This is a genomic window from Romboutsia sp. 1001713B170131_170501_G6 (assembly GCF_015668195.1).
Taxonomy (GTDB): Bacteria; Bacillota; Clostridia; order Peptostreptococcales; family Peptostreptococcaceae; genus Romboutsia_C.
The window spans coordinates 109303-133494 of record NZ_JADPFC010000002.1; the positions used below are offsets into that span (position 1 = coordinate 109303).

Annotated in this window: 26 protein-coding genes; 4 read left to right on the top strand and 22 right to left on the bottom strand. The window is 26.6% G+C overall.

All coding sequences use genetic code 11. The features are described 5' to 3' along the window. From I4U89_RS06235 to I4U89_RS06245, 3 genes are all read right to left on the bottom strand, one after another. On the bottom strand, nt 1-482 hold a 482-nt coding region (locus I4U89_RS06235), incomplete at its 3' end, for an NADH peroxidase (RefSeq protein ID WP_195939470.1). 87 nt (nt 483-569) lie between these two features. Continuing rightward, nucleotides 570-1181, bottom strand: coding sequence for a DedA family protein (locus I4U89_RS06240; protein WP_195939472.1), 612 nt, complete (start codon nt 1179-1181; stop codon nt 570-572). An 84-nt stretch (nt 1182-1265) separates the two neighbouring features. After that, the gene (locus I4U89_RS06245) at nt 1266-1814 is read right to left on the bottom strand and encodes an NADH peroxidase (RefSeq protein ID WP_195939474.1); all 549 of its coding nucleotides are present in this window, start codon (nt 1812-1814) and stop codon (nt 1266-1268) included. Between the two features lie 238 nt (nt 1815-2052). On the opposite strand from I4U89_RS06245, the gene I4U89_RS06250 reads away from it, so the two are divergent. From I4U89_RS06250 to I4U89_RS06265, 4 genes are all read left to right on the top strand, one after another. Then, entirely contained in the window at nt 2053-3180 is a 1128-nt protein-coding gene (locus tag I4U89_RS06250; protein WP_195939476.1) for an ABC transporter ATP-binding protein, read from the top strand. Nucleotides 3181-3262: 82 nt separating this feature from the next. After that, nucleotides 3263-4027, top strand: a complete 765-nt coding sequence (locus I4U89_RS06255; protein WP_195939478.1) for a PucR family transcriptional regulator — start codon at nt 3263-3265, stop codon at nt 4025-4027. Nucleotides 4028-4169: 142 nt separating this feature from the next. After that, on the top strand, nt 4170-4742 hold the full coding sequence (locus I4U89_RS06260; protein WP_195939480.1) for a manganese efflux pump MntP: 573 nt from the start codon (nt 4170-4172) through the stop codon (nt 4740-4742). A gap of 102 nt (nt 4743-4844) precedes the next feature. Next, entirely contained in the window at nt 4845-6992 is a 2148-nt protein-coding gene (locus I4U89_RS06265; protein ID WP_195939482.1) for a YhgE/Pip domain-containing protein, read from the top strand. Between the two features lie 87 nt (nt 6993-7079). Here the strand turns inward: I4U89_RS06265 and I4U89_RS06270 are convergent, their stop codons facing one another. The 19 genes from I4U89_RS06270 to I4U89_RS06360 form a co-directional block, all read right to left on the bottom strand. Continuing rightward, on the bottom strand, nt 7080-7511 hold the full coding sequence (locus I4U89_RS06270; protein WP_195939484.1) for a hypothetical protein: 432 nt from the start codon (nt 7509-7511) through the stop codon (nt 7080-7082). Nucleotides 7512-7615: 104 nt separating this feature from the next. Next, nucleotides 7616-8935 carry an MATE family efflux transporter gene (locus I4U89_RS06275; RefSeq protein ID WP_195939486.1) on the bottom strand — a complete coding sequence of 440 codons (1320 nt, stop codon included), beginning with the start codon at nt 8933-8935 and terminating at the stop codon, nt 7616-7618. Nucleotides 8936-9109: 174 nt separating this feature from the next. Then, the gene (locus tag I4U89_RS06280) at nt 9110-10207 is read right to left on the bottom strand and encodes a Nif3-like dinuclear metal center hexameric protein (protein WP_195939488.1); all 1098 of its coding nucleotides are present in this window, start codon (nt 10205-10207) and stop codon (nt 9110-9112) included. A 13-nt stretch (nt 10208-10220) separates the two neighbouring features. Then, nucleotides 10221-10913, bottom strand: coding sequence for a tRNA (adenine(22)-N(1))-methyltransferase (locus I4U89_RS06285; protein ID WP_195939490.1), 693 nt, complete (start codon nt 10911-10913; stop codon nt 10221-10223). Nucleotides 10914-10982: 69 nt separating this feature from the next. Beyond that, nucleotides 10983-12146 (bottom strand): RNA polymerase sigma factor RpoD, encoded by a 1164-nt coding sequence (gene rpoD / locus I4U89_RS06290; RefSeq protein WP_240275679.1) that lies wholly within the window; start codon nt 12144-12146, stop codon nt 10983-10985. A 17-nt stretch (nt 12147-12163) separates the two neighbouring features. Further along, complete coding sequence (gene dnaG, locus I4U89_RS06295) at nt 12164-13975, bottom strand: DNA primase (protein WP_195939492.1); 1812 nt, start codon at nt 13973-13975, stop codon at nt 12164-12166. 328 nt (nt 13976-14303) lie between these two features. Next, nucleotides 14304-15089 carry a 3-deoxy-7-phosphoheptulonate synthase gene (gene aroF / locus I4U89_RS06300; RefSeq protein ID WP_195939494.1) on the bottom strand — a complete coding sequence of 262 codons (786 nt, stop codon included), beginning with the start codon at nt 15087-15089 and terminating at the stop codon, nt 14304-14306. After that, entirely contained in the window at nt 15070-15576 is a 507-nt protein-coding gene (gene folK, locus I4U89_RS06305) for a 2-amino-4-hydroxy-6-hydroxymethyldihydropteridine diphosphokinase (RefSeq protein WP_195939496.1), read from the bottom strand. Before folK ends, aroF begins: the two co-directional genes overlap by 20 nt. Beyond that, nucleotides 15569-15934, bottom strand: a complete 366-nt coding sequence (gene folB / locus I4U89_RS06310) for a dihydroneopterin aldolase (protein WP_195939498.1) — start codon at nt 15932-15934, stop codon at nt 15569-15571. Before folB ends, folK begins: the two co-directional genes overlap by 8 nt. Nucleotides 15935-15943: 9 nt before the next feature. Then, on the bottom strand, nt 15944-16735 hold the full coding sequence (gene folP / locus I4U89_RS06315) for a dihydropteroate synthase (protein WP_195939500.1): 792 nt from the start codon (nt 16733-16735) through the stop codon (nt 15944-15946). 13 nt (nt 16736-16748) lie between these two features. Beyond that, nucleotides 16749-17321: a GTP cyclohydrolase I FolE gene (folE, locus tag I4U89_RS06320; RefSeq protein WP_195939502.1), complete on the bottom strand. Its 573-nt coding sequence runs from the start codon at nt 17319-17321 to the stop codon at nt 16749-16751. A gap of 17 nt (nt 17322-17338) precedes the next feature. Continuing rightward, nucleotides 17339-18040, bottom strand: a complete 702-nt coding sequence (locus I4U89_RS06325; protein WP_195939504.1) for a hypothetical protein — start codon at nt 18038-18040, stop codon at nt 17339-17341. Nucleotides 18041-18056: 16 nt separating this feature from the next. After that, complete coding sequence (locus I4U89_RS06330) at nt 18057-18812, bottom strand: aminotransferase class IV (RefSeq protein WP_195939506.1); 756 nt, start codon at nt 18810-18812, stop codon at nt 18057-18059. After that, nucleotides 18802-20151: an aminodeoxychorismate synthase component I gene (pabB, locus tag I4U89_RS06335; RefSeq protein ID WP_195939508.1), complete on the bottom strand. Its 1350-nt coding sequence runs from the start codon at nt 20149-20151 to the stop codon at nt 18802-18804. Before pabB ends, I4U89_RS06330 begins: the two co-directional genes overlap by 11 nt. After that, a complete protein-coding gene (locus tag I4U89_RS06340) occupies nt 20151-20735 on the bottom strand; it encodes an anthranilate synthase component II (RefSeq protein WP_195939510.1) in 585 nt (194 codons plus the stop codon). The genes pabB and I4U89_RS06340 overlap by 1 nt, the downstream gene beginning before the upstream one ends. Nucleotides 20736-20892: 157 nt before the next feature. Next, complete coding sequence (locus I4U89_RS06345) at nt 20893-21216, bottom strand: hypothetical protein (RefSeq protein ID WP_195939512.1); 324 nt, start codon at nt 21214-21216, stop codon at nt 20893-20895. Between the two features lie 156 nt (nt 21217-21372). After that, nucleotides 21373-22065: a polysaccharide deacetylase family protein gene (locus I4U89_RS06350; RefSeq protein WP_195939514.1), complete on the bottom strand. Its 693-nt coding sequence runs from the start codon at nt 22063-22065 to the stop codon at nt 21373-21375. Nucleotides 22066-22089: 24 nt separating this feature from the next. Continuing rightward, nucleotides 22090-23055, bottom strand: a complete 966-nt coding sequence (locus tag I4U89_RS06355; RefSeq protein WP_195939516.1) for a CAP domain-containing protein — start codon at nt 23053-23055, stop codon at nt 22090-22092. A 122-nt stretch (nt 23056-23177) separates the two neighbouring features. Beyond that, a complete protein-coding gene (locus I4U89_RS06360; RefSeq protein ID WP_195939518.1) occupies nt 23178-23963 on the bottom strand; it encodes an MORN repeat-containing protein in 786 nt (261 codons plus the stop codon). Between the last annotated feature and the right edge of the window lie 229 nt (nt 23964-24192).

Consider the following 24192-nt stretch of genomic DNA (forward strand, 5'->3'; position numbering starts at 1 on the left):
CACATTTCATGTACTGTATCATGTATAGCATCAAGACCTAATTCTTTAGCTCTTTTAGCTATTTTTAATTTTCCTTCTGTTGCTCCATACTCTGCATCTACTCTTGCTTTTAAGTTAGCTTTTGTATCAGCTACAACAACTTCTCCTAATAATTCTGCAAATTTAGCAGCATGTTCTGCTTCTTCAAATGCTATTCTCTTGTAAGCTTCTGCAACTTCTGGATATCCTTCTCTATCAGCTTGTCTACTCATTGCTAAATACATTCCTACTTCTGTACATTCTCCAACGAAGTTTGCTCTAAGCCCTTCTAATATCTCTTCATCTATACCTTTAGCAACCCCTATTCTATGCTCATCAGCCCAAACCATTTCACCTTTCATTTCTTCAAACTTTTCAGCTCCAACTCCACATACTGGACATTTTTCTGGTGCAGTTTCTCCTTCATGTATATATCCACATACTGTACAAACAAATTTTTTCATAATTTTATTCCTCCCAATTTATATAAATCTTATTTAATTTCTTTTTAACATACTATATATATACCTCATATACATTGTTTTAAACATTTATTTGTATATTTTTTTATTTTTTAATCTATACTTTATAAATCTATATACTATAGTTATTATTAATAATAAAATAACTATTATATATGAATATTTTAAAACTATCGAAATTGCAAATTTTAAGTTATCTCCTAAAAAATAACCTACACCTATTAGTGAAGTATTCCAAATTCCTATTCCTACAGCAGAACACACCATAAATGTAAATATATTCATTTTTATAGACCCTGCTATTATTGACACAAATGTTCTAGCATAAGGTATCACTCTAGTTAAAATTACTGATAATTTTTCATACTTTTTTAACCACATATAAGATGAATTTATAGTTGGCTTGGTCTTTGGATACTTTTCACCTATAGTATCTATTAAAGCCTTTCCAAATTTAAATCCTAGGAAATAATTTAACAAGGAACCTATAACCCCTCCTAAAGTAGATACTACGATTACATTTACAAATCCAAAGTTATATTTATATGCAAACATACCTGCAATTGGAAGTACTACTTCACTAGGAAGAGGTACATTAGCATACTCTAGTGCTACTATTATAAATATACTTATAAGTCCATAATTCATCATAAAATGTTCTATTATATTTTTAAGTTCCAATAACTTCACCTCTTTATATTTATATAGTAACGGTGATTAATATATAAAAAGACTACCTGTATAAGGCAGCCTTTTTATTATATATTACTTAGCATCAAAATGTCTTTCTAATAAGCCTAAGAATGCTTTACCATGTCTTGCTTCATCTTTACACATTTCATGTACTGTATCATGTATAGCATCAAGACCTAATTCTTTAGCTCTTTTAGCTATTTTTAATTTTCCTTCTGTTGCTCCATACTCTGCATCTACTCTTGCTTTTAAGTTAGCTTTTGTATCAGCTACAACAACTTCTCCTAATAATTCTGCAAATTTAGCAGCATGTTCTGCTTCTTCAAATGCTATTCTCTTGTAAGCTTCTGCAACTTCTGGATACCCTTCTCTATCAGCTTGTCTACTCATTGCTAAATACATTCCTACTTCTGTACATTCTCCAACAAAGTTTGCTCTAAGCCCTTCTAATATTTCTTCATCTATACCTTTAGCAACCCCTATTCTATGCTCATCAGCCCAAACCATTTCACCTTTCATTTCTTCAAACTTTTCAGCTCCAACTCCACATACTGGACATTTTTCTGGTGCAGTTTCTCCTTCATGTATATATCCACATACTGTACAAACAAATTTTTTCATATTCTAATCTCCTTCTAATTTATATAAATCTTATTTAATATCTTATTAACATACTATATATATACCTTTTGTTTTTTTATTTAAACACTTATTTAAAATTTTTATGTTTTTTATCCAAGCTGTATATTTTATCTAAATAGTTTTAGTTATTTTTTACATTACTAAGAAAACATTTTTTTGTTATTATTAAGATATAAAAGGAAATTAAAATTTAATTGTTAAAAGGGGGAAAATAACAATGGCCAATGTAATTTTAAAAAATATATGTAAATCATATTCAAATGGATTTAATGCAGTAAAAAATGTAAATATAGATATACAAGATAAGGAATTTGTAGTGTTAGTTGGGCCATCTGGCTGTGGTAAATCTACTACACTAAGAATGATAGCAGGACTTGAAGAAATAAGTAATGGTGAGCTTTATATAGGAGAAAAATTAGTAAATGATGTAGACCCTAAAGATAGAGATATAGCTATGGTTTTCCAAAACTATGCACTTTATCCTCATCTAACAGTATACGAAAATATGGCATTTGCTCTTAAACTTAGAAAAATGCCTAAGGATGAAATAGATAAAAAGGTTAGGGATGCAGCTAAAATATTAGACTTAGATAAATTATTAGATAGAAAACCAAAAGCACTGTCAGGTGGTCAAAGACAAAGAGTTGCGCTAGGGCGTGCTATAGTTCGAAATCCAAAGGTATTCTTAATGGATGAACCTTTGTCAAACTTAGATGCAAAACTTAGAACATCAATGAGAACAGAAATAACTAAACTTCATAAGTCTTTAGGTACTACATTTATATATGTAACACATGACCAAGTTGAAGCTATGACTATGGCCGATAGAATAGTTGTTATGAAAGATGGTGTAGTTCAGCAAATAGATACTCCACAAGAAATATACGATAAACCAAACAATATGTTTGTTGCTGGATTTATAGGTGCTCCACAAATGAACTTTATACATGTTGTTTTAACTGAAGTAAATGGAGAAATACATGCAAAGGCTGATGGTTTTGATATAGCATTAAATAAAGGTGAATCATCTAGCTTAATAGAAAATGGGTATATAGGTAAAGAAGTTGTTCTAGGTATAAGACCTGAAGATATACATATGGAAGATGTATTTGTGGATAATAGCTTAGATAGTACTTTTGAAGCTACTGTTGAACTTGGAGAACTTATGGGTGCTGAAATATATGCTTACTTAAAAACAGGTAATCAAAATATAACTGCAAGATTTGATGGTAGGTATAAAGTTAAATCTGGAGATAAATTAAAGCTTGCTATGGATAAGCATAAAATACACATATTTGATAAAGAAACACAAGAAGCTATAAATAAATCTCTAGCTTATATATAAATACTTCTAAATTAATTATATATTTTAAGTAGGATGATTAATCATCTTACTTTTTTAATTGAAAACTTCAGGGGTGGTCTTCATGCAAAGTTTGATACAATTTATAGAGGGAAAAACAAATAAAAAAATTAATATTTTTGAGTATAATTATCAAAATATTAGCAAAAACCAAAATATAGTAACATTTAATGATAAAGCTTATGTTATAGAATTTATAGATGATATAACTATAGATAATATAAAAGGTTATTTTTATATTATCTATCAGCAAGACTGTGAAGTAGATAATTTAAAAGGAATATTATATAACTTATATGATAATATAAAATTATTTTTATATGAAAATCTATTAATATTAAATTCAGATTATGAATTAGACATTAATTTTCATACACCAGAAATAATAGAATCAGAAACTTATAGAAATACTTATATTGTGAATTTAGGTGAAATATATGATATAGATATATTTAAGTCTAGGGTATCTATTTTTAATGAAATACCTAAAGACTTCCTTATAAATAACACTTTTTTTAAAAACTACATAACTTTAAAAGATTTAATAATATATAAATCTATATATTTTATAAAACATGATAGATCTTTTTACGATTTGATCGATTTTGAATCTATAAAAACAATGGATATAAACTTATTAAATACGGGAATATGCTTTATAGAAAATGGTCAAAATATTTCTAAAACTTCATCATCATTATTTTTACATAGAAACACACTTATATATAGATTAGATAAAATTAAAGAAATACTAAATCTTGATTTGAAAAATTTTAAAGATGCTTTAATTTTCTATTTAACTATAAAATCTTATATAAATTTTAAATAATAATTTTTATTTTAACTACTAACAGCTTAATATATTTAAGCTGTTTTTATTTTGCCTAACCTGCTTATTGCTAAATTACGAATATTTTTATCATAGTTTCTATAAAATAAGATTAGCTATAACTTTAAATAAGGAGGATATTATGGGATTTTTAACTATATTTTTTACAGCATTTGCACTTTCAATGGATGCATTTGCAGTATCTCTTACAAAAGGCATGACTCTAAAGAATATAAACTTTTGGTTAGCTTCTAAAATAGCATTTATATTTGGTTTATTTCAAGGAGGTATGCCTTTAATTGGTTATTTATTAGGTGTAAACTTTGAAAGATATATAAAAGCATTTGATCACTGGATTGCTCTGATTTTACTAAGCTTCCTAGGTTTAAAAATGATTTTAGATACAAAAAATAAAACTGAAGATACTACTTTATATTACCTAACTAATAAAGATCTCATTATATTAGCAATTGCAACTAGCATAGATGCACTTGCCATTGGAGTTAGTTTTTCTTTTTTAAGTGTAAATATAATTCCTATATCTCTTACTATATCTTTAGTTACATTTATAGTATGTTTTTTAGGTGTTTTATTAGGAAAAAAAATTGGTAATTTATTCAAATCATCTGCTCAGATAATAGGTGGAGTATTACTTATTTTAATAGGTTTAAACATATTCAATGATCATACAGGTATTATAAATTTACTATTTTAATATATATTACAATTTTTTAACTTTACTTTTTATTGTATAAATAATATAATATAAAATAGTTCTAAATCTAACCTTATTTAATCAACATGGAGGTGTAAAGACGTGAAAAATATTTTTAAAATATATAAAAAAGACATAAAGGATATTTTTACAAACAAAGTATTGTTAGTAATAATACTAGGACTAACTGTCTTGCCATCATTGTATGCCTGGTTTAATATAAAGGCATCTTGGGATCCTTATGGTAGTACTAAAAATATATCAGTTGCTGTAGTTAATAATGATAAAGGTACTGAAATAAGAGGAAAAGATATAAATGTTGGTGATGAATTAGTAAAAAAACTTAAAGAAAATGATAATTTAGGTTGGAAATTTGTAGATAAAGCTGACGCGATAAATGGAGTTAAAAAGGGTACATATTATGCCTCAGTTGAAATTCCAGAAAGCTTTTCTAAAGATTTAACTTCATTAACTTCTGATGAAGTAAAAAAAGGTAAGATAATATACACAGTTAATGAAAAAATAAATGCGATAGCCCCTAAAATCACAGATAAAGGTGCTTCAACTATACAAAATGAAGTTAATCAAACAGTAGTAAAAACTGTTAGTCAAATTATATTTGAAGTATCTAATAATTTAGGTATAGAACTTGAAAATCAACTTCCAAAGCTATCTAATTTAGAAAGTGAACTTATAGATGTTCAAAGTAAATTTAAAGATATATATAAAACTGTAAATCTTGCTTCAGATGCTACAGATAAAGTACAAGATCTTGCTAAGGAATTAAAAAAGGATGTTCCTTTAATAACTTCTACTATATCTAATACTAAAAAGTTAGCATCAGATGTAAAAGTATTTTTACAAGATAGCAAAGGTAGCTTAGATAAAGTTGCTCCTGTAATAAAAGAAGATTTACAAATAGTATCTAAAGTTTCATCAAGTGCTTCATCAAATATATCATCTATAATAGATGCTATAAATAACGGTGCTGATAATATACCTCAACTTGTAGATAGCTTATCATCAAAACTTTCTACTTTATCAAGTACAAGTAATACAGTACTAGACTTTTTAAATAAACTAAATGCTATTAAACCAGGTGGACCTCTAGAAAATGCTATATCATCTTTACAGTCTATAAATAATAGTTTAAATAATGCTACTAACGCTTTAAATGCTATAAAAGGACAGATTGCAAATGGAGAAAAACCATCTTTAGATAAGTTAAATAGTATATTAAAGGTTGTAAATGATGTAAACCAAATTTCTACATCAATTTTAAATAATTTTGATTCAAAAATAGTAAATCCTATAAATAATATATTTGAGGAAAGTTTTAATACTGCTAATGAAGTTATTAGTGTTTTAGATAAAGCTCAAGCAAAACTACCTCAAGTTGAAGATATACTAAATACTACAATATCATTATCAGATAGTGCAAAAGATAATATATCATTTATAAGAAAAAAACTACCTATAGCTAAATCAACGATTGATGAATTAGTTAATGCTATGAAAAAAATAAACTCAAGTGATGATGTTAATGAGTTAATATCATTACTAAAAAGCGATGCTATAAAGCGTGCTGAATTCTTAAAGCAACCGGTAGAGCTAGTTACAGATAAATTATATCCAGTAGCTAACTACGGAGCTGGTATGACTCCATTTTATACAGTATTATCTTTATGGGTTGGTGTTCTTTTATTAATGTCATTACTGTCTGCTAATGTACATGGAGATTACAGACCATTTGAGATATATTTTGGTAGAGGACTTACTTTCTTAACTATAGCTATAATACAAGCTTTTATCGTAAGTGCTGGTGATTTATATATTCTAAATGTTAAAGTTATTGATCCTTTATCATTTGTATTATTATCAATGTTTACAAGTATTGTATTTACAGCTATTGTATACTCATTGGTATCTATATTTGGAAATGTAGGAAAAGCAATAGGTGTAATACTATTAGTTATACAAGTTGCTGCATCAGGAGGTACTTTCCCTATACAAGTTACTCCTCCATTTTTCCAATACGTAAACCCATTTTTACCATTTACTTATGCTATATCTGCTCTTAGAGAGACTGTAGGTGGTATTTACAAACCAGTATTGATAAAAGATATATATGTATTAATAGTATTTTTAATAATACCTATAATATTAACTATACTATTTAAAGGTATTATTAACAAATATACAAAACCTATAACTGATAAATTTAATGAAAGTGACTTAACTGGACATTAAAATTTAATATAAAAGGTTAATATATAAAAAAATATATATCAATCAAAAAAAGTCTTCCTAAAATCTTTAGGAAGACTTTTTACTATATTAATGTTTTATGTCGTCGTAATGTATACCAACTCCAGGTCTATGTTTATTCTCTTCTCGTTCTTCATGTTCTCTTTCTTCTATTGCTTTATTTACATATCCTTCTAACTCTTCTTTACTTACATTTGTACAATTTTCTTCTATTATTCTATTTGAATTAAATTCATCTACTTTGCATTTTAAATCATCATCAAAACTATCTATGTCTTCATCACAACAATAAGCTCTGCTATCATAATCATCATAATAATATGATTCATTTTCATAATCATTACAACAATTGAAATTTTTATTCATTCTTTTATTCTTAATAGCCTTATATGCAAAATAGCCCCCTACTCCAACTAAAACTCCTCCTGTATATACTAAGGCTTTTTTACTTTTTATGTTGACTCCATTTTTCATTTTACGTTTAACTAAGTACTTTACCATAGAACTTTTTCCTCCTTAAATGTCATATACTATATTAATAGTATTTGTATTATCTAATAAAAAATTCTTCTATTAAAAATAAAAAAATAACCCTTAAATTAGGGTCATTTTTTTTTATATACATATATATAAGTTATAATTAAAGTTAATACTTCAGCAAACACAGCACTTAACCATACTCCATTTACACCTAAGAATACAGGAAGTATAGTTATACCTATTATAATTAGTATAATCCCTCTTGAAAGTGATATTGAATTAGATAATATTCTATGTTCCATGGATTGATAATATGCTCCATTAACTATATTTATTCCCATAAATATAAACGCTAGGAAATAATATCTTATGGCATTTACAGTTATATCTACAATCTGACCTTTTTCACTTGTAAACATTCCTACTATAAATTGTGGAAATAATATACCTATAATATAAAAACTTAATCCAACCATTATAGAAGTCTTCATACCTTTTTTTCTTACTCTCTTTACTCTATCTATCTTATTTGCACCATAATTTACACTTATTATAGGTTGCATAGCTTGTGATATCCCTGTAAATATAGCTGCAGCTACTAAAGATACATTTGCTATTATACTATATGCACTAACGCCTATATTACCTACTATATTTAGTAATTTTAAGTTAAATATAAATATTACTATTCCAGATGATATTTCAACAATAAAGCTTGGTAACCCATTAAATAGTATTCTTGATATATCTTTGACATTGATTTTAAATTTTATAAATCTTAAGCTACATTTTTTAGATATAAAGTGAGTTAAAAGTATTAATAGGTTTATAAGTGATGCTATTGATGTAGCTAAACCAGCACCTTTTATACCCATATTAAAGATAAATATTAGTAAATAATCCAAAATAACATTAGATAAACCACTAGTTACAGTCGCTATCATAGCAAGTCTTGGATTGTGATCATTTCTTATAAAGGATGATGTAGTATGAGCTAAGATATAACTAAATGAAAATATTAAAACACCACTTAAATACTCTTTTACCATATATATATTACTTATATTAGCCCCTAGTATATATCCTATTTTCTCAGTAAATATTTTTCCTAAAGTAGATAGTGTAATTCCTACTAAAATAGCTATTATAATAGATTTTGTAAATATCCTTTGTGATTCAACTATTTCTCCTTTTCCTCTACTTATACTTAAAGCTGTAGCCCCTCCCATACCAAACAAAAGCCCTAATCCATTAAATAGATTAAATATAGGTATACATATATTTAAAGCAGCTAATCCATCACTGCCTATACCTTGTCCTATAAACATAGTATCTGCTAATATACAAAATGATACTGCTAGCATACCCAACACACTATTAATTAAATACTTATAAAATAACTTATTTATATCTGAATTTAAAAATACACTTTGTTTATCTTTCATTAACTTCTCCTCATACATATATTTATGTATAGTATTTGCTATAATGAAAGTATATTATTCATATTAGCAAGTATTCTATAAGCTTGTATTTAATATATAGATGTGTTTTTAATAAATATTCCCTTAGTAAGTAAAAAAATAATGACATAAAAATATGTCATTATTTTTTGTGTCTTATATAATTTTAAATGGATTTAAATCTATATTACTTTTTAAAACTTCTATATCATTTATATCATCTAAAAATCGCTTCATAACATCCTTAAATATGTCTTCAGTTTCAAAGTGGCCACAATCTATTATACACATCCCCATGTCTATTGCATCTTGTGCATCATGATATTTAATATCTCCAGTTATTATAACTTCGCAACCACTTCTTTGAGCTTTCTTAACCATATCAGCACCAGAACCTGTAACTAAAGCTATTTTACTTATAGTAGTATCTAAACTGCCTACTACTCTAATATGTTTCATATTTAACTTTTCTTTTATAAAGTTACTTAAATCTTTTAAACTAATCTTTTCTTTTAATTTAGTAACCCTACCTAAGCCAACTGAATTTCCTTTGTTCTCTAGTTTATATAAATCATAGGCTACTTCTTCATAAGGATGAGCATTTATCATGGAGCTTAAAGCCCCACCTAATATTTTTTGAGGTACAATAGTTTCTATTTTTACCTCTTTGACACATTCTATCTCTCCTTTTGTTCCTATAAATGGATTAGTACCCTCTAAAGGCATAAAATTCCCTTCTCCTCTTGATGTAAAGCTACAGTGACTATAATTCCCTATATGACCTGCTCCTGCTTTTCCTAGGGCATTTTTAACTTTATCTATATGAGTTTCTGGTACATAAACTGCTAACTTATATAATACTTCATTATTTGTGACTTCTAATACCTTGCAATCTTCAAATCCCATTAATTCCATGAAGTAATCATTTAAACCATCAAATGCTATATCAAAGTTTGTATGCATAGAATAAAGTGCTATATCATTTTTTATTAATTTATGTATAAGCCTTCCTTTTAAATCCGATGTATTTACTTTATTCATCTTTTTAAATATAAACGGATGATGAGTTATTATTAAGTCGATATTATTTTCTATAGCTTCATCTATAACTCTTTCATTAGCTTCTAAAACTACTAATACTTTTTTAATATCACTATTAAAATCACCAACTAAAAGACCTACATTGTCCCAATCATATGCTAAACTTAATGGGTATTTAGCTTCTATATTTTTTATAAGACTTTTAAGTAACATAATATCATTCCCCTTATAAAGTTTTTAATTTTTCTAATTTAGATATATTAATTCTACTTTCTTCTATCTTCTCATCTATTCCTTTTCCACTTTTTCCTTCTAATTTATTAAGTATCGAAGTGTATGCATGTATTCTTTTATCTATAAATTCATTTAGTAACTCATCTTTGTTTTCTATAAGCTTATTTCCTACTTCATAAAATATTTCATCTTCTACATTAGTATTTTTTCCAGTATATTTAGCTACTATTATTTCATATATTCTGAAATCTTCTCTAACTAAAACCTCATCTAATATTTCATATCCATTGTTTAATAGATATTTTCTAAGCTCTTTGTGTGCTTGCATTGGTTGAAGTATAAATTTTTCAGTACTTTGTGCCACTTCTATATTAGCTTCTAGTAATTCACTTATAAGTATTCCACCCATACCTGCTATTATAACTTCATCAACTTCACCTTTTTTTAATACTTCTATACCTGATCCTAATCTTAAATCAACTTTATCACTCAAATTATTATGTCTAACTTCTTTTCTTGCATTTTCAAGGGGTCCTTTATTAACATCTGCAAGTATTGCAAAATCTATGTATCCTTCATTTAATAAATGTACTGGTATATATCCATGATCTGTTCCTATATCAGCTATTTTTTTACCTTTAGTAACTAAAGATGCTATTTTTAATAATCTATCTGTTAACTTCATTTATGTAGTCCTTTCCTTATTTCTTATATGCAAAAAAACGCCTTATATAAAGGCGAGTTTTTGTATAGTCTAGTCTAAGTAGTCTTTTAATTTTTTAGATCTACTTGGGTGTCTTAATTTTCTTAAAGCCTTAGCTTCTATTTGTCTTATTCTTTCTCTTGTTACATCAAACTCTTTACCAACTTCTTCAAGAGTTCTTGCTCTTCCATCTTCAAGACCAAATCTTAATTTTAATACTTTTTGTTCTCTTTCATTTAAAGATCCTAAAACTTCTTCTATTTGTTCTTTAAGTAGTGAGTATGCTGCTGCTTCTGCTGGTGCTGGTGCTGCATCATCTTCTATAAAATCACCTAAATGGCTATCTTCTTCTTCTCCTATTGGAGTTTCAAGAGATACTGGATCTTGAGCTATTTTCATTATTTCTCTTACTTTTTCTTCTGTCATATCCATTTCTTTAGCTATTTCTTCAGGCTTTGGATCTCTACCTAATTCTTGAAGAAGCTGTCTAGATACTCTTATTAATTTATTTATAGTCTCTACCATATGTACTGGTATTCTTATAGTTCTTGCTTGATCAGCTATAGCACGAGTTATAGCTTGTCTTATCCACCATGTTGCATAGGTACTAAATTTGAACCCTTTTTCATAGTCAAATTTTTCAACAGCTTTTATAAGACCTAAGTTACCTTCTTGTATTAAGTCAAGGAAAAGCATACCTCTTCCTACATATCTTTTAGCTATACTTACAACTAGTCTTAAGTTTGCCTCAACTAGTCTTTGTTTAGCCATTTCGTCCCCTTCATTCATTCTTCTAGCTAATTCTACTTCTTCATGTGGCTTAAGTAAAGGTATCTTACCAATTTCTTTTAGATACATTCTAACAGGGTCGTCTATACTTATACCTTTAGGTAATGATAAATCTATAGCTTCTAATTCCATAGGTGTATCTTCTTTTGATAATTCTTCATCTACACCATCTTCTAGTACATCTATATCTAAATCATCATCTGATGAGAAATTAATATCGGCATTTTGAGGTTTACTTTCTATAACCTCTATACCTAAGTTTCCTAAAGTTTCATATAAATTTTCTATTTGATCTTTATCAAGTTCAGTTTCAGAGAAAGCTTCCATTATTTCCCCTAAAGTAAGAGATCCTTGCTTTTTACCTTTTTCAATTAATCCCTTAGCTGTTATTCTTTTTGATTCTTTTTTATTTGTTTTATTTTCCACACTCAGACCTCCCTTCATTAAAGCTTTTGTAGCATTCTTCTTATTTCCACGATTTTTAAAGCAATTTCCATAATCTTACCATCTACCTCTTTCGTGTCACTATTATTTTTATTTTGTTCAATTTCTTTTTGTTCTTTTAATAATCTATTCATTTTTTCATTAAGAGTATTTTTCTTTACATTCTTAATAATGTCATCTACACCCTTGACATTGGTCAAACTCATATTACTCAATGATATATTTTCTATATCTTTAATGTATTCTTCGGATATGTTTAAACTTTTAATTTTGTCAATAGTTATTTTGTCCAATTCTTGATTTTTAATTATCCAATTTAAAATTTCTTTGCTTTCATCTAATAAAAAATCACTATCATTTACTTTTAGTACGATTATATCTCTTAATTTTTTATCTTCTATCATTAGTTTTATAAGATTTTTTTCAACAAACTTTTCTCCATTTGTTATAATCTTAGGTTTTTCTATTACAACTTCGTCTTTTTTTATATATTTACTTTTTTTGTATTTATTATTTTCAGTTTTATTATAATTTTTTCCATATATTTCTCTTTTTATGGAATCTGTACTTATTTGTATTAAATTACTTAAATATTTAGTATAATAGTCAATTTCCACAGGACTTTTTACTTTTTTTATTATTTTAGATGCTTCTTTTGCAAATTTAACTTTGTCTTCATCTTTATTTAAATTAAATTGTTTTCTTAGGTTATTTATTCTAAATATTATTTGATTTATCGACTCATCTATTGCCTCTTGGTATCCTTTAACTCCATACTTTCTTATAAATTCATCTGGATCTTTGCAATCCTTTAAATTTAATACTTTAACATTTATATCTATATCACTTAATATTTCTATAGCCCTTAATGTAGCTTTTATACCTGCTTCGTCCGAATCATATGATATAATAACATTATCAGCATATCTTTTAATTAACATACCTTGTTCTTTAGTAAGTGCTGTACCTAACGTAGCTACTACATTTTTTATACCATATTGATAAAGAGATATTAAATCCATATATCCTTCAACTAATATTAAAGTCTTATTTTTTATTTCTTTCCTTGAGAAATTAAGTCCATACAAATTATATCTTTTATTAAATGTTATCGTATCTGGGGAATTTAAGTATTTAGGTAATGAATCATCAAGTACCCTACCACCAAACCCTATAACATTTCCTCTATAATCAAATATGGGAAACATAACTCTATTTCTAAATTTATCATAAATTTTGTTACTTTCTTTTTTATGTGCTAATAGCCCACATTCTATAAGATCTTTATTGCTATAACCTTTTGATGTTAAATACTCCATAAGTGAATTCCAAGATGCTAGTGAATACCCAAGTCCAAATTTTTTTATGATTTTGTCATCTAATCCTCTACTTCTTAGGTATGCATATCCACTATTTTTCTTAGTGTGTAGGTTAGAAAAATAAAATCTAGCCGCCTCTGTATGTATATCTTGGAACTTTTTTATTTTTTCTAATTTTTTCTTAGATTCTTCGTCCATATTAGTATTAATTTCAATTCCATACTTTTGAGCTAAAACTTTTACTGCATCAATAAAGTCTAAATTTTCCATTTTCATGACGAAGTTAATTACATCTCCACCCTCTCCGCATCCAAAGCATTTATAAATTTGCTTAGATTCATTTACATAAAATGATGGTGTTTTCTCGCCATGAAAAGGACAAAGTCCCTTATAGTTTATCCCAGATGATTTAAGTTCTATATACTGAGATATTGTGCTTACTATATCACATCTACTTTTAACTTCTTCTATTATATCTTTTATATCATTCATATTATCACCTTCTGGTGTAATTTTTTCTAACATTACTATTTTACATTATATTTTAAATTTGTCAAATCCTCATTATACACAATTCGACTTTTTTTGTTGATATCCTTCTTATTTTTTTATATTTTTATTATTTAATTCTATTTATATATTTATTATACGTTATTTATCTACAATTTTAAAATAGCTCATATTTTTTGAATTTAATATGTTTTTTATAGCTTAAATCTATTCTTATATAATTTTTCCTATTTTAATATAAATACCCTTATTTTTTAATATTAATTAAATTAATTTTAGCAAAATAAAAAAGAGGTAATTACCTCTTTTTTTATAAGTTGATTGAATTCATTAAATCTTCAAATTCATTAAAGTGAAGTGACTGCATACCATCTGATAGTGCATTTATAGGATCTGGGTGAACTTCTACCATTATACCATCAGCACCTGCTGCAAGAGATGCTATAGACATTGGTTTAACTAAATATCTTACTCCAGTTGCATGAGATGGATCAACTACAACAGGAAGACCAGTTTCCTTTTGTATTATAGGTACAGCTGCTAAGTCTAATGTATTTCTAGTATAATCATTATATGTTCTAATTCCTCTTTCACACATTATTATCTTTTGATTTCCACCTATGGCAATATATTCTGCTGCTCCTATCCACTCACTTATAGTAGATGATAAACCTCTTTTTAACATAACAGGCTTATCTTGTTTACCCACTTCAGTAAGTAAACTAAAATTTTGCATGTTTCTAGATCCAATTTGAATTATATCAGCTACTTCATATAGTTTATCTAATTCTCTTGCATCCATAAGTTCAGTTATAACAGGCATTCCTGTTTCTTTCTTAACTGCTTTTAATATTTCCAATCCTTCTTCTTTTAATCCTTGGAATGAATTAGGAGATGTTCTAGGCTTATATGCTCCTCCTCTTAAAATATTTGCTCCTTTTGATTTTACAAATTTAGCTGTTTCTAAGAGTTGTTCATAGCTTTCAATAGCACAAGGCCCTGCCATTACAAGTTTATTTTCCTTTACTATTAGCTTTGAGTTTTCATCCGTATTTATATCAATCCTTATGTTGTCATCAAACAAATTTTTCTTCATCGCCTACGTACTCCTTTACTTGTTCTCTCTCCTCACAAGTTAGCGAATTTAAGTATTCCTCTATAGTTTTATTTTTAATTTTTAATTTTTTATTTAAATCCATAAGAGGGATAAGCACAAATGCTCTCTCACTTATTCTTGGATGAGGTATGTGTAGATTTTCATCTTTCAATATTATATCATTGAAAAATAATATATCAATATCTATAGTTCTTGGTCCCCATCTTATAATTCTTTCTCTATTTAATTTTTGTTCTACCTCATGACAAAACTCAAGTAAATCATATTCATTTAAATCTGTTTTTATTTCTAAGCACATATTTAAAAAATCTGCTTGATCAGTATATCCCCAAGCTTTTGTTTCATATATCTTAGACTTTTTTAAAATTTTTATTTTGCTATTATTTTGTATTAATTCACAAGCAGAATCTAGATAATTAAGTCTATCCCCCATATTGGTTCCAAGACCCAGATATACTTTATTCATCTTTATTTCTCCTTATTTCAACACCGAAATAATCATATATTCCATTTACTGGAGCTTCTGGCTTTTTAACTCTAACCATTATGCCTTTAACTAAATCAAACTTTTCAAGTACTTCTTTAGCTATATTTTCTGCTACTGCTTCTATTAAATTAAATCTCTTGTTTTCTGCAATTTCTTTTACTACAACATATACATCAGCATAACTTACTGATTCATTCATATTATCACTTATTCCTGCTTTTTTTGTATCTACATTTAATTCTATATCTATAAAAAACTTTTGACCTAATACACTTTCTTCTTTTAAAACACCATGATATCCATAAAAACCTAGGTTATTCATTAATATTTTATCCACTTTAATACCCTACCTTCTATATATAGCATCAGCCATTTTAGCTGCCATTAAATTTTCCTTAACATCATGTACTCTTACTATAGAGACACCATCTCTAATACCTAAAACTGTAGTTGCTATAGTCCCTTCTAATCTTTCTTTCGGCTCTACATTTAATACATGTCCTATTACTGACTTTCTAGATGTTCCTAAAAGTATAGGATACCCTAATGAATTTAATTCATCTAATCTTTTTAAGACTTCTAAATTTTGTTCAACAGTCTTTCCAAACCCTATACCTGGATCTAGTACTATTTTTTCTTTTTTAATACCTGCATTAAGTCCTATTTCTATACTTTCTAGTAAGGATTTTTTCATTTCTTCTATAATATCACCATCATAATGTGTACCATCTTGGTTGTGCATTATACAAACGTGTGCATCATATTTTGAAATAGTACTTGCCATATCCTTATCTTTTTTTAGTCCCCATATATCATTTATCATTTCAACACCTAATTTTAAAGCTTCTTCGGCTACCTTAGCTTTATATGTGTCTACTGATATAGGAACATTTACTTCTTTTTTTAATTCCTTTATAACTGGGATAACTCTTTTTATTTCTTCGTCAGCTTCGACATATTTATGACCTGGTCTTGTTGATTCTCCACCTAAGTCTATTATATCTACACCTTCTTTTACCATTTCTTTAGCATGATTTATAGCTTTATCTATATTATTAAAGTCGCCACCATCAGAAAAACTATCTGGTGTAACATTTAATATTCCCATTATATAAGTTCTCTTTGAATAATCAAACATCTTTAATCTCCTATTACTTCATAGTTATTAAACTCATAGCTTCTGCCCTAGCTGCTATGTCTTTTTCAAATATACCTCTTACTGCTGATGTTATAGTTTTTGAACCTGGTTTTTTAACACCTCTCATAGTCATACACATATGTTCAGCTTCAACAACAACTATAACTCCATAAGGCTCTAATTCTTGCATTATTATATCCGCTATTCCCTTAGTTATTCTTTCTTGTAATTGGGGTCTTTTAGCGAATGTTTCAACTACTCTTGCCAATTTTGAAAGACCTGTTAATTTACCATCTTTAGGTATATACGCTATATGAGCCTTTCCAAAGAAAGGAACTATATGGTGTTCACAGCATGAATAAAAAGGTATGTCTCTAACTAACACTAATTCTTCATGACTTTCGTCTTGGAAAATCACCTTTAAGTGCTCACTTGGGTCTTGATGAAGACCTGCAAATATTTCTTCATACATTCTAGCTACTCTATCTGGAGTCCCTATTAGACCTTCTCTATCTGGATCTTCTCCTATAGCTTCTAATATGTCTCTTACAGCTTTTTTTATTTTATCTTTATCTACCTTGCTCATTGGTTTAGCCCCCTTGATTAGTAAGTTATTTTTATGTTTTTGCTTACTTTTATATTTTTAAATGTATAATTATACACATTTAGTAAGTCTTCATATCTTTTTGTTTTTAATGTTTTCTCAACTAAATTATATAGATTTATATCTTCTTTTTTTAGTGTACTAAGTAGTTTTTTATCTTTAGGTACCCACTTATTATTTATAGTAAAATACCCAACTATTATATCTTTTAAATATAAATTCGTCAAAAACTCAAATTCGAAAAAATCCATTTTACTATTATTATTTATTCTATCTAGATTTCCTTTTATTTGGGATTTTAAAAACTCTCTTTCGCTTTGTGAAAGCTTTTTAGGACCTTCACTTAGCTTTTCTTTACAAATACTTATTAAGCCTTTTGCTTCATCATTTAAATCATATAATATTTTGGGATTTGACATTTCTTTTAAGAAAAAATACTCTCTTGAATCTATCAACTTGTAAATACCTTCTTTTGAAAAAATATTTATATCAAATTCTAAATTATCTATAGTTTTTATAATTCTAGTTTGAGCATTACCCTCTCTAACTATTACAAATATATCAAAATCATTTATAATCATACTACTATTTTCTATATCTATACTCTTAGAAGAACCTACTAAAAATACACTTTCTGTATTTTCATAACTTATTATTTTTTCTATTTCTTTAGTATATATGTCATAAATCCTATTTCCCATTTATTTCTCCTAATTTCTATTTATATATTTTATCTTTATATGCTTTTGTTATTTTATCAAATAACTCATTTTTATTATTGAATTTAATGCCTTCTATTTCAATAACTTTCATCATCTCCATTATGCTATTTGTTATAAATACAAAGTCAAATTCTTTAATTTCATCTATATTTATATTAGTTTCTACTATTTGTATATTCAATTCGCCACAAATTTCTATAATCCTTCTTTTTACAGTTCCACTAAGTATAGGAAATTTATCACTTATAGTAAATATCTGTTTATCTTTAATGAAAAATATGTTGCTCATAGAACATTCTAGTATATTATTTTCTGCGTCTAAAAATATACCATCATCATATCCATTTTCAGTAGCATAATTTTTAGTATATATATTTTCAAAATAGTTAGTAGTTTTATGCCTATGTATTATACTATCTCCTCTTCTTATAGGAGATATATTTAATCTAAATCCAATTTCATACATTTCTTTATTGTATAGTATGTTTCTAATTGATATATTATATCCTTCATCAAATACTGTTAATCTTAGGGCTTTATTTTCAATATTATTCTCTTTAATATATTTTAATATTTCTTCTTTGTAAAACTCTTTATTATTATTAATTAAAATGTTTAACTCACTAAGTGAATTAAACATTCTATCTATATGTATATCAATATCTATTGGTATTTTATCTACCTTTATAGTTTCAAAAACTCCTATTCCAAATTTAGCTAAATTACTAGAAAAATTCACATTATTCTTCATAATAGCCTCTTAATGCTTTCATTATAGATTTTGCTTTATCTAGTGTTTCTTGGTATTCATCTTCTGGATTTGAATCCCAAGTCATACCTCCTCCAACTTGGAAGTATACTTTTTTATTCTGTTTTATAATAGTTCTTATTGCTATATTTAAATCCATATCACCATTAAATCCTATATATCCTATAGAACCTGTATATATATTTCTTTGAGTAGGTTCTAATTCATCTATAATTTCCATAGATCTGATTTTAGGTGCTCCTGTTATAGATCCACCAGGGAATGTTGCTTTTATAACATCTACACAACTTTTGTTATCATCTAATTCTCCAACTACTGTTGAAACTAAATGATTTACATTTGCATATGGTTCTATTATAAATAATTCAGGTACCTTTACCGTTCCTATTTTAGATATTCTTCCTATATCATTTCTTTCTAAATCTACTATCATAAGTAGCTCTGCTCTATCTTTTTCACTATTTCTAAGTTCTTCTTGTAATTTTAAATCTTCTTCTTTTGTTGTTCCTCTTGGTCTAGTTCCCTTTATAGGTCTAGTTTCCACTTTTTTATCTATACATTTTATAAATCTTTCTGGTGAGTTAGATAATACATTAGTATCTTCAAAGTTTAAAAAAGCTCCAAATGGTGCTGGACTTATGTTTCTTAAGTCTCTATAAAGTTCATAACTAGAAAGTGCTGTTTCTCCTTCAAATCTTTGAGTAAGGTTTGCTTGGTATATATCACCTTGTTTTATATACTCTTGTACTTTTCTAACTGAATCCATAAATTCTTCTTTAGTAAAGTTTGATTTAAGTTTTATAGGATTAACTTCTGTTTTTTCATAACATATAGGATCTATTCCCTCTTTAGTAGCTTCAACAATTCTTCTTTCTATATTAAGGGCTATTTTCTCCTCTTCTTTTTCATTTAAATTTGGTGTGGCTATATATGTCTTTTCTTCTAAGTGATCTATGACTATAACCCAATTGTATAAGCCAAAATATAAATCATAAACATTTGTATCATCTTTTGCAGTTCTAGGTAATTTTTCCATATAATTTCCTAAATCATAAGATAAATACCCAACTGCACCACCTATAAATGGAAGATGTGTATTATTTTTAACTTTATATTTATTTAGTTCTTCTTCTAGATTATCTAATGGATTATTCACTGTATTTTTGTATTTAATAACCTTAAATGGGTTACTACTTATAAATGAATACCTACCTAGCTTTTTAGGATCCATTGCACTATCTAATATAAAACTATTACTATCATCTTTAAATATAGTAAATATTTCAAATGAATTTAAATTAGTATCTATTAATTTTATCATTATGCTTGTCCCCCTAATCTAGCTACATTTATAAAGTTCTTAAGTATGTCATGCCCTTGTTCTGATAAAATAGCTTCTGGATGAAACTGTACACCCTCTATTAAGTATTTTTTATGTCTAATCCCCATTATCTCATTTTCATTTGTAATTGCAGTTATTTCTAGTTCTTCTGGAAGATTTTCTGTATCAACTACTAAAGAATGATATCTAGTTACATTTAAAGGATTATTAAGACCTTTAAATACTCCTTTATTTATATGATTTATGCTATGTACTTTCCCATGCACTGGCTTTATAGCTTTTACAACATTGGCACCAAATGCATGTCCTATAGTTTGATGACCTAAACAAATACCTAATATTGGTTTTTTACCTTTAAAATAATTTACAACATCAATACATACTCCTGCTTCATTTGGTGAGCATGGTCCTGGTGATAAAACTATAATCTCTGGATTTATTTTTTCTATCTCTTCTATCGTTACTTCATCATTTCTTTTTATTATGATTTCTTCACCTAGTTCGCCTATATATTGAACTAAGTTATATACAAAAGAATCATAATTATCAATCATAAGAATCATATCTATTGCCCTCCCCTAAATACTACTTTTTTATTATGTTTTTTCTCTTTAAGTATCTCCTATATACAATATTAATTATATATTTTTATAGAAATCTATGTCAATATAGTCATCTTTGGGTCTAATTTTTTATATTTATTTATATAAAAAAGAGAAGCTATAAACTTCTCTTTACTATCTTATATCCACTATTATAATATTTTTCTTTTTTACCTTTTTGTTTTCTTGCCTCTATTAATTCTTCAATATGATTTATATAATCATTGTCATCTGAAATTCTAACAAGGCTAGATAAATAATATACATCTGTACTTTTAGGTATTTTTTTATTTATAACTAAATCTATTGCAGTTTTTGCTGCTTCAAAATGTTTTAAATGCGTGTGACCTTCTTGAAAATCCTTTTTGGTGTTATATACAACATATCCTTCTTTTACTTGAAATATTATAAAACCTTTTTTTTCATATATTTTATTATACATATATTAAATCAATCCTTTTCAAGATAGTCTTTAATATATGTATATTATCTCTTTAGTCAATTGTTTCATTTTTTTATTATTTTTACATTATTTTTAAATTATTTTTTAGATATATTTTAATGGTAACGTGCATATATTATAAATTATTGTTATATATTAGCTATTTTCTATCATTTCTGATACGGTTACAAATTTATATCCTTTTTCTATCATCTTAGGAATTAATATATCTAATGCTTCTACAGTGTTATTTGTTGCATAATCATGTAGTAATACTATATCTCCATTCTTTACATTATTTACTATTGTATCTGCTATTTTATTAGCTTTAGGATTTTGCCAATCTCTCGCGTCAACAGTTGTCCAAAGTACTATTTTATATTTATATTTACTTGCTATTTCACCTAAAGTTTTTTGATTATAGCTTCCATATGGTGGTCTAAATAAAGTTGGCTTTACTCCTGTAACCTCTTTAATTATTTTTTCACATTTTTCAATTTCCTCTTCTAGTTGTTGTTGACTTAAATTACTTATATCTGGATGATTAAATGTATGATTTCCTATTTCATGTCCTTCTTCTTTAGCTCTAATAATAGGTTTTGGATACCAATTTACATGCTTTCCTGCTACAAAAAAAGTTGCTTTAACATCATGTTTTTTTAATATATCTAATACTTCATCTGTTTCTTTTGGATGTGGACCATCATCAAAAGTAAGAGCTATTAATTTTTTATCTCTTGACCCATTTTTTATAAATATTTTATCATTACAACTTACTGAATTTTTTAAGCTAACTATTAGTATTATACCCATTGCTATTGTCATAATCTTTACTATACTATGCTTCATATTATGTCTTCCTTTCAGATTAGATTATCTATAAAAGTTTTGAGTGTAATAAATATTATAATCTCCTCCAAATTCAACTCCAACTCCTATATTATTATAGTTACCTAAAATATTTTTTCTATGTCCTTTAGAATTCATTAATGCTTCATGAGCATATATTGCACTAGTTTGACCTGCTGCAATATTTTCTCCTGCACTTATATATTTAATACCTTCTTCATTCATCCTATCAAAAGGAGTTTCATTTTCTTTATTAATATGATCAAAGTAATTTTTATCTACCATATCTAAGCTATGCTTTTTTGAACTTATAGTAGCCTTTTCGCTATATTTTAACTTATTTAATCCATTTTTTACTCTCACGCTATTAGTTAAATCTATAACTTGCATTTCAAAACTCTTTTTTAAATTTTCACTTGGGCTTGCATATATAGATCTCATATCACTTTCATTTTTAGAATCTATAACCTGATATGAACATATTTTATATCCATCATGTATATCATAAAAGAATGTTATATATTTATTATTTATCTCTACTATGTCATATTGCCCTTCTGAACTAATAATATATTTAGTATTTCCTTTTTTCTTATATTCTATAGGTGTATACAACTTCCTCACATCATCTCTTTTATCACCTATATTTATATTTTCTGTTTCACATGAATTTAATGAATTGCTATATATTCCTTTGACAACTTCATCTTCAATGCCTACCATAAAAAAATTATTATAATCATTATTATATATATACCAATCAAATCCATATTCACTTTCATCTATTCTATCTGGTTGTCCAAACAATGATAGTAATTTTTCTTTATGTTCTCCGATTTTTATATTATAAATGTCTTTTGTATTACTAACATTTATAGACGTATTATTAACATTATTATTTATATCTATCTCTTTTTTGCTATTATCTATATTTATATTAAAAAGTAATAAGCCTGTTATTACTCCTCCTATTAATAATATACTTTTCAATTTATCACTCTCCCATACAGTTTATATTATGATGATAGACATCTTTAAAATTATCATACATAATATATATACTATATGTGATAATCTTAATAAAAAAATAACCTAACGTTAAATAACGCAGGTTATTTTATGTAAGAAAATATTTCATCCAGTGTTCTATTACATATTGATGGTTTATCAAACTTCCAAGTACCTTCATATACCAATTCATCATTTATATAAAATATTCCAACACCATGCTTTTTCCCATGTGCAAATTCACCTTCATATCTTTTTCCATTTGGCCATATATAGGTTCCTTTACCATGAGCTAAATTATTTTTCCATTCTCCTTTATATATAAGCTCTTTTTCATGATCATAGCACTCTCCAATACCCTCCATTTTATTATATTTAAATTCTCCAAAGTATATACATCCATCACTCCATGTATATACTCCTACACCATGTCTTTTTCCACTACACCACTCACCTATATATTCATTACCATTACTATATACCATTTTCCCTATTCCGTTCATTAAATCTTCTTTAAACTCGCCTATATATACATTGCCATTTGTAAATATACATTCTCCATTTCCATCTTTCATATTATCTTTAAACTCACCACTATATTCTATTCCTTCTAAAAATGTATATATTCCTTTTCCGTTCATCTTTCCATCTATAACTGTTCCTATATATACATCTCCATTTGAAAAATTGTATACTTTACTAACTGGTCTTCTTGGTTTTATATCACTTTCAATTGTATTCTCTTCTTCTATCGCTTTAACTTCTTCTTCAGTAGCAACTTCTTTTTTCTTTGTTTTTAGCTTTTGTATAAATTTTACTTCTCTTTTTATATTATTTATAAACTTTACATACTGATTATATATATCAAAATATTCATTAGATAAACTCATATTATGCTTCTCCTATCAAATCTAAATTTATTATAGTCTAAACTTATTATATATTATAAATTATATACTTTTCTATATATTTTTAAATATAATAGATTTACATAAAATAAGATATGTTAATAAATTTATATTGCTAAAAAAGGGTATATCTATTTGATATACCCTTTTTATAACCAATTTGTATAATCCTAGTGATCAAAACCCTTTTAATCTACCTATAATTTGACAA

Excerpts from the sequence above, each read along its gene's own strand:
- I4U89_RS06330 (WP_195939506.1), bottom strand. The coding sequence starts at position 18,812 with ATGAAGAATAATGTGAATTTTTCTAGTAATTTAGCTAAATTTGGAATA.
- I4U89_RS06255 (WP_195939478.1), top strand. The coding sequence starts at position 3,263 with ATGCAAAGTTTGATACAATTTATAGAGGGAAAAACAAATAAAAAAATT.
- folK (WP_195939496.1), bottom strand. The coding sequence starts at position 15,576 with ATGAATAAAGTATATCTGGGTCTTGGAACCAATATGGGGGATAGACTT.
- pabB (WP_195939508.1), bottom strand. The coding sequence starts at position 20,151 with ATGATAAAATTAATAGATACTAATTTAAATTCATTTGAAATATTTACT.
- I4U89_RS06345 (WP_195939512.1), bottom strand. The coding sequence starts at position 21,216 with ATGTATAATAAAATATATGAAAAAAAAGGTTTTATAATATTTCAAGTA.
- I4U89_RS06280 (WP_195939488.1), bottom strand. The coding sequence starts at position 10,207 with ATGTTACTTAAAAGTCTTATAAAAAATATAGAAGCTAAATACCCATTA.
- I4U89_RS06270 (WP_195939484.1), bottom strand. The coding sequence starts at position 7,511 with ATGGTAAAGTACTTAGTTAAACGTAAAATGAAAAATGGAGTCAACATA.
- dnaG (WP_195939492.1), bottom strand. The coding sequence starts at position 13,975 with ATGAATGATATAAAAGATATAATAGAAGAAGTTAAAAGTAGATGTGAT.
- I4U89_RS06275 (WP_195939486.1), bottom strand. The coding sequence starts at position 8,935 with ATGAAAGATAAACAAAGTGTATTTTTAAATTCAGATATAAATAAGTTA.
- I4U89_RS06250 (WP_195939476.1), top strand. The coding sequence starts at position 2,053 with ATGGCCAATGTAATTTTAAAAAATATATGTAAATCATATTCAAATGGA.
- folP (WP_195939500.1), bottom strand. The coding sequence starts at position 16,735 with ATGTTTGATTATTCAAAGAGAACTTATATAATGGGAATATTAAATGTT.
- I4U89_RS06350 (WP_195939514.1), bottom strand. The coding sequence starts at position 22,065 with ATGAAGCATAGTATAGTAAAGATTATGACAATAGCAATGGGTATAATA.
- I4U89_RS06245 (WP_195939474.1), bottom strand. The coding sequence starts at position 1,814 with ATGAAAAAATTTGTTTGTACAGTATGTGGATATATACATGAAGGAGAA.
- I4U89_RS06285 (WP_195939490.1), bottom strand. The coding sequence starts at position 10,913 with ATGAAGTTAACAGATAGATTATTAAAAATAGCATCTTTAGTTACTAAA.
- aroF (WP_195939494.1), bottom strand. The coding sequence starts at position 15,089 with ATGAAGAAAAATTTGTTTGATGACAACATAAGGATTGATATAAATACG.
- I4U89_RS06325 (WP_195939504.1), bottom strand. The coding sequence starts at position 18,040 with ATGGGAAATAGGATTTATGACATATATACTAAAGAAATAGAAAAAATA.
- folE (WP_195939502.1), bottom strand. The coding sequence starts at position 17,321 with ATGAGCAAGGTAGATAAAGATAAAATAAAAAAAGCTGTAAGAGACATA.
- I4U89_RS06360 (WP_195939518.1), bottom strand. The coding sequence starts at position 23,963 with ATGAGTTTATCTAATGAATATTTTGATATATATAATCAGTATGTAAAG.
- I4U89_RS06260 (WP_195939480.1), top strand. The coding sequence starts at position 4,170 with ATGGGATTTTTAACTATATTTTTTACAGCATTTGCACTTTCAATGGAT.
- I4U89_RS06340 (WP_195939510.1), bottom strand. The coding sequence starts at position 20,735 with ATGATTCTTATGATTGATAATTATGATTCTTTTGTATATAACTTAGTT.